This is a genomic window from Pirellulales bacterium (genome assembly GCA_035499655.1).
GTDB lineage: Bacteria > Planctomycetota > Planctomycetia > Pirellulales > JADZDJ01 > DATJYL01.
In genome coordinates, this window is the sequence record DATJYL010000025.1 from 1 (window position 1) to 4704 (window position 4704).

General features: G+C 57.5%; 5 protein-coding genes. 3 read left to right on the plus strand and 2 right to left on the minus strand.

The annotated features are described in order from the left end of the window. Positions 1-245 (plus strand): hypothetical protein (locus tag VMJ32_01520; protein ID HTQ37673.1); only part of this gene is annotated, 245 nt, incomplete at its 5' end. A gap of 21 nt (positions 246-266) precedes the next feature. Here the strand turns inward: VMJ32_01520 and ppk1 are convergent. Next, entirely contained in the window at positions 267-2639 is a 2373-nt protein-coding gene (gene ppk1, locus VMJ32_01525; protein HTQ37674.1) for a polyphosphate kinase 1, read from the minus strand. 155 nt (positions 2640-2794) lie between these two features. Between ppk1 and VMJ32_01530 the strand changes: the two genes are divergently transcribed. Next, complete coding sequence (locus VMJ32_01530; GenBank protein ID HTQ37675.1) at positions 2795-3709, plus strand: alpha/beta fold hydrolase; 915 nt, start codon at positions 2795-2797, stop codon at positions 3707-3709. A 12-nt stretch (positions 3710-3721) separates the two neighbouring features. Then, positions 3722-4219, plus strand: a complete 498-nt coding sequence (locus VMJ32_01535) for a 6-pyruvoyl tetrahydropterin synthase family protein (GenBank protein HTQ37676.1) — start codon at positions 3722-3724, stop codon at positions 4217-4219. A 36-nt stretch (positions 4220-4255) separates the two neighbouring features. On the opposite strand, the gene VMJ32_01540 is transcribed toward VMJ32_01535, so the two are convergent. After that, a partial coding sequence (locus VMJ32_01540; GenBank protein HTQ37677.1) for an ATP-binding protein occupies positions 4256-4704 on the minus strand: 449 nt, incomplete at its 5' end.

Below are 4704 nucleotides of genomic sequence, written 5' to 3' on the forward strand. Positions count from 1 at the left end.
TTACCGACAATTCTCAAACTTATCGGTACGCCACCACGGCGCCGTATTACGTAGAGATCGGCTACCGTCCGCGTGTTAGCCGTGCCAGTGCCCAATTTTTCTTGGATTGGACGAACCAGCGCGCGGGTGAGATTGCAGAGGCCATAAAAGCCGACGATTCGCCGGCCGCGCAATCGGCCCTACAATCTGTGAAGCAAGCCCAGGAATATTGGAATAGCCTGCTGGGTAAAGCGAACGCAGATTGAATCAACTCGGCGGTTGCTTGTTCAATTGTTCTGGCTGAACGAACCGGGCTGAATTTCAGCATTTTCCGAATAGGGCGCGCCGTTGCCAGCTGAGCCATTCCCCTCCAGTCCATTGCTTTCCAAACCGCCACTGCCGGCCAAACCATTGCCATCGGCCCCTTGAAGCCCAACAATGGCCTGACCTTCGGTCATGGCAGATTCTGCGGCGCTGCCGTTGCTGTCTAGCGTGGCGGCTAGCCGAATGTCGCTGGCGGCGGCGCTTGCAGGGGGCAGGCCCAGCAATCGCTCTTGCACGCGGTAGGGTGTTTCGCCTTCGGCCAGCGGCCGTCGGATGTAAGTGCCGTCGGACTGCAGAATCCGGGCTTTGACGTTGTCCATCAAATAGGCTGGAATTATTTCGTGCAGAATTCGGTCGCGCAAATCTTCCTGCTCGATCGGAAACATCACCTCCACGCGGCGATAAAAGTTGCGCGGCATCCAATCGGCGCTGGATAAAAACACTTTCGCTTCGGCATCGGGCCCGAACACGTAAATGCGGCTGTGTTCCAAAAACCGATCGACAATGCTTCGCACTCGGATGGAGTCCGACGTTCCCGGCACGCCGGGCCGCAGGCAGCAAATGCCGCGGTCGACAATGTCCACCGGCACGCCGGCCTGACTGGCCCGATACAGGGATTCGATCACGCGATGATCTACAATCGCATTAATTTTGGCAAAGATGCGCGAAGGCTTGCCTTCCTGAGCGCGTTGAATTTGCTCCTCGATCAATTGCAGCGTGCGGCGGTGCAAATCGGTGGGCGCCACCACCAGCTTGCGCCATTGATGCCCCTGCGAATACCCGGTGAGCAAATTGAACAGGGCGGAGGCGTCGGTGGCGATATCCTCATCGGCGGTGAACAAGCCTAAATCGGTGTAGGTGAGCGCGGTGATTTGGTTGTAATTGCCGGTGCCCAAATGAACGTAGCGCTTCAGGGCGTTTCCTTCCTGGCGCACCACCAGCGACAGTTTGCAGTGCGTTTTCCAATCTAAAAAGCCAAACACCACGTGCACGCCAGCCCGTTCCAATTGCCGTGCCCAAGAGACGTTGTTCGCTTCGTCGAAGCGGGCTTTCAACTCGACGAGCGCCGTCACGTGCTTGCCGTTGTCGGCCGCCTGAATGAGTGCACGTGTGATGGGGGAATCGCCGCTGGTGCGATATAGGGTTTGCTTGATGGCCAGCACTTTGGGATCGTTGGCCGCTTTGGTGACGAAATCGACCACGGCGTCGAACGAATCGTACGGGTGATGCAGCAAAATGTCGCGCCGGGCAATGGTGGCAAACAAATCGTCGCGTCGCCGCAGGCTGCGGGGCATTTGCGGCGAAAACGGCGGGTCGCGCAGTTGTTCCCGGTCCGCCAATTTCAGCAACTCCATCATGGCGGATAGATCCAATGGTCCCGGGATGCGATACACTTCGCTGTAACCTTCGGGAGAATTATCGCGAATTGCTTCTTCATCGATGATCATCCGGCTCAGCTCTTCGCTGCCGCCGGCGGAAACTTCCAGACGAACCGCCTCGCCCCGCTGCCGGGTTTTTAACCGATCTTCGATCAGCCGCAGCATGTCGTCGGATTCCTGTTCCAGCAAATCGATGTCGCTGTCGCGGGTAATGCGGAACGTGGTCCAGGAAAGAACGTCGAAGCCGCCAAATAATTCCGGCAGCCGGGTCGATACCAAATCTTCGAGCAAAATGAACTGTGCGTCGTCCCCCACGCCCAACGGGACCAATCGCGGTAAAACTTGCGGCACTTGCACGACGGCAAACAACTGCTTGGGCCCCAGGCCGCGGCGGCGCTCCAACATCGCCGCCAAATATAAGCCGCGATTGTGATAGCGCGGACTGGGATGCGCCGGGTCGATGGCCATTGGTGTGAGAATGGGCCAAGCTCGTTCGCGGAAAAACCGATCCAGCGCCGCTTGTTGTTCTCCGTTCAACTCCGCGGGCGTCAGCAGCCGAATACCTTCCTGATTGAGCGCCGGCCGAACTGCTTCGTTCCAGCAGCGATATTGAGCCGCCACCAGTTCCTGCGTGCGCTTGGTGATTCGCTGCAATTGAGCGATGGCGCGCAAACCGTCGGGGCTGTAATCTTGCGGGGCGCCGTCGCCAAACGCTTGTTCGCGCAGCCCGGCCACTCGAACCATGAAAAATTCGTCCAAGTTCGAGCTAAAAATCGCCAAAAACTTCACCCGCTCCAAGAGCGGCGTGCGTGGGTCTTCCGCTTCCTCCAGCACGCGGGCGTTAAAATCCAGCCAGCTTAGCTCGCGGTTGATGAATAAATCGGGAGGAAAAGTTTGTTCGTACACGGTCGTCTCGGTCGTCAGAAACTCGGCTCGCAAATCGTCGCCGCATCTCATTGCTGTCTGTTCCTATCTTACGAAGCTCAACCTACGCAAAAAAGCCCCGCTAGGCAGACCGCGCTAATGCCGTATTATGAAAATGTTAGCATTTGCCGGCCGCGGATGCCGTTTGGCAATTTCCGCCGAGAAATGAGGCAAATTTCAGCGATTCCATGTCATCCACGAATACCACTTGGCGAGCTTTGTATCCGTTTGCTTCGCACGAGATGCTTCTCGACGGCCGACGCTACCATTACCTCGACGAAGGGCAGGGGGAGCCATTGCTGCTAGTGCATGGCAATCCGACCTGGTCGTTTTATTGGCGTAACCTTGTGTCCGCCTTTCGCGATCGCTACCGCGTGATAGTTCCCGACCACATGGGCTGCGGCTTGAGCGATAAGCCGCAGCACTACAATTACCGCTTGGCGCAGCACGTCGAAAATCTCAATCGCTTGGTTGAATCGCTCGATTTGGAAAATGTGACCTTGATTGCGCATGATTGGGGCGGCGCGATCGGTATCGGCGCCGCCCTGCAATCGCCTGGGCGGTTTAGCCGATTCATCATGATGAATACCGCGGCCTTCCGTTCGCCGCATATTCCCTGGCAGATTCGCTTGGCACGTACACCATTGTTGGGCACATTGGCCATCCGCGGCGGCAATGCGTTTTTGAGGGCAGCGTTGCGAACGGCGACGGAAAAACGGGAAAACTTTACGCCGCAGGTTCGGGCCGGTTATTTGGCCCCGTATCATTCCTGGGCCAACCGTGTGGCGGTCAATGCGTTTGTGAAAGATATTCCCTGCACGCCGCGACACGCCAGTTATGTAACTTTGCGGCGAATGGAAGAATCGCTGCCCACGCTGGCCGATCGGCCGTGGCTGTTAGTGTGGGGAATGCGCGATTGGTGTTTTCATGAATGGTATTTGCAGCGATTTTTGGAATTGATCCCACACGCCGAAGTCCGCCGCTTACCCAACGCCGGGCACTGGTTAGTCGAGGACGACCCGGAAGCAGTGATCCGCAACATCGACGAATTTATAAATCAGAATCCTGTCCCAGCGGGACAGGGCCGTTTTGCTAATCGCTAACTGCTAATTGCTATGTCTGCTAATTTCCACGTCCGCGTCTCCAAAAACTTCCTCGTCTTCAGCGCCGCGCACTTCATCACGCTGGGTGAAAACATCTGCGAGCGCTTGCACGGGCACAACTATCGAGTGGCGGCGGAAGTGTTTGGCCCGTTGGGCGAACAGCAATGGGTAATCGATTTCATCGCCCTGCGGGAGACGCTGCAGGAAATTATTCGCGGGCTGGATCATTACACACTCTTGCCGACTGAGCATCCGCAAATTCGTGTCACTGCCAACGAGAAAACTGTGGAAGCCGTGTTCCAAGACCGCCGCTGGGTTTTTCCGCGCGGCGATTGCGTATTGCTGCCGCTGGCCAACACCACGGCCGAACGCTTGGCCGAATACATTGCCCGGCGGCTGCGGGACGAATTGCAGCGGCGCTATTCGGTGCGTCCCGAGCGGCTGCGCGTGGAAGTCGACGAATGCTACGGACAGATTGGCGTGTGCGAACTGAAAGGAAATGATCAGTGACTACAGGAAGCGGCGGAGCCAAATCCCGATGACGAATCATCCGTGGCGGGATTTGGTCGTTCGTGCTTGGTCATGCGTGCGTTGCCGGGCTGCCGTCTTGAGCTTGGAAAGGCATTGCTGCATTTGCAGCTCCAGCGGCTGCTGCGTGTCGACGTCGACGTAGAACTCATCGTGTGGCCAGGGTTCCCATGCTGCGGCTTGGAGACGATACAGCTCCGGCCGCATCTCGGAAGAGTCGCCCCCCTGCCGCAATCGTTTGCCAATCCGGTGACGAGCAACATCCGGGTCGCAGCGGCATTCGACCGCGAGAAATATGCAGTGCTGATTGACGGCCAATTGCCGCGATTCTTGGAGCCATTGGCTGGAGGAAAATGTGCCGTCGAGCACGACCGATATCGCGCCACGCAAACGACTTTCGGCGCGGCGCATTAGCTTAGCATAGACTCGCTGGCGTGCGTCCGGGAGGTAGCTGCCTTCGCCGAACG

Coding starts and splice junctions, on each gene's coding strand:
- VMJ32_01535 (HTQ37676.1), top strand. CDS start 3,722: ATGTCTGCTAATTTCCACGTCCGCGTCTCCAAAAACTTCCTCGTCTTC.
- VMJ32_01530 (HTQ37675.1), top strand. CDS start 2,795: ATGTCATCCACGAATACCACTTGGCGAGCTTTGTATCCGTTTGCTTCG.
- ppk1 (HTQ37674.1), bottom strand. CDS start 2,639: ATGAGATGCGGCGACGATTTGCGAGCCGAGTTTCTGACGACCGAGACG.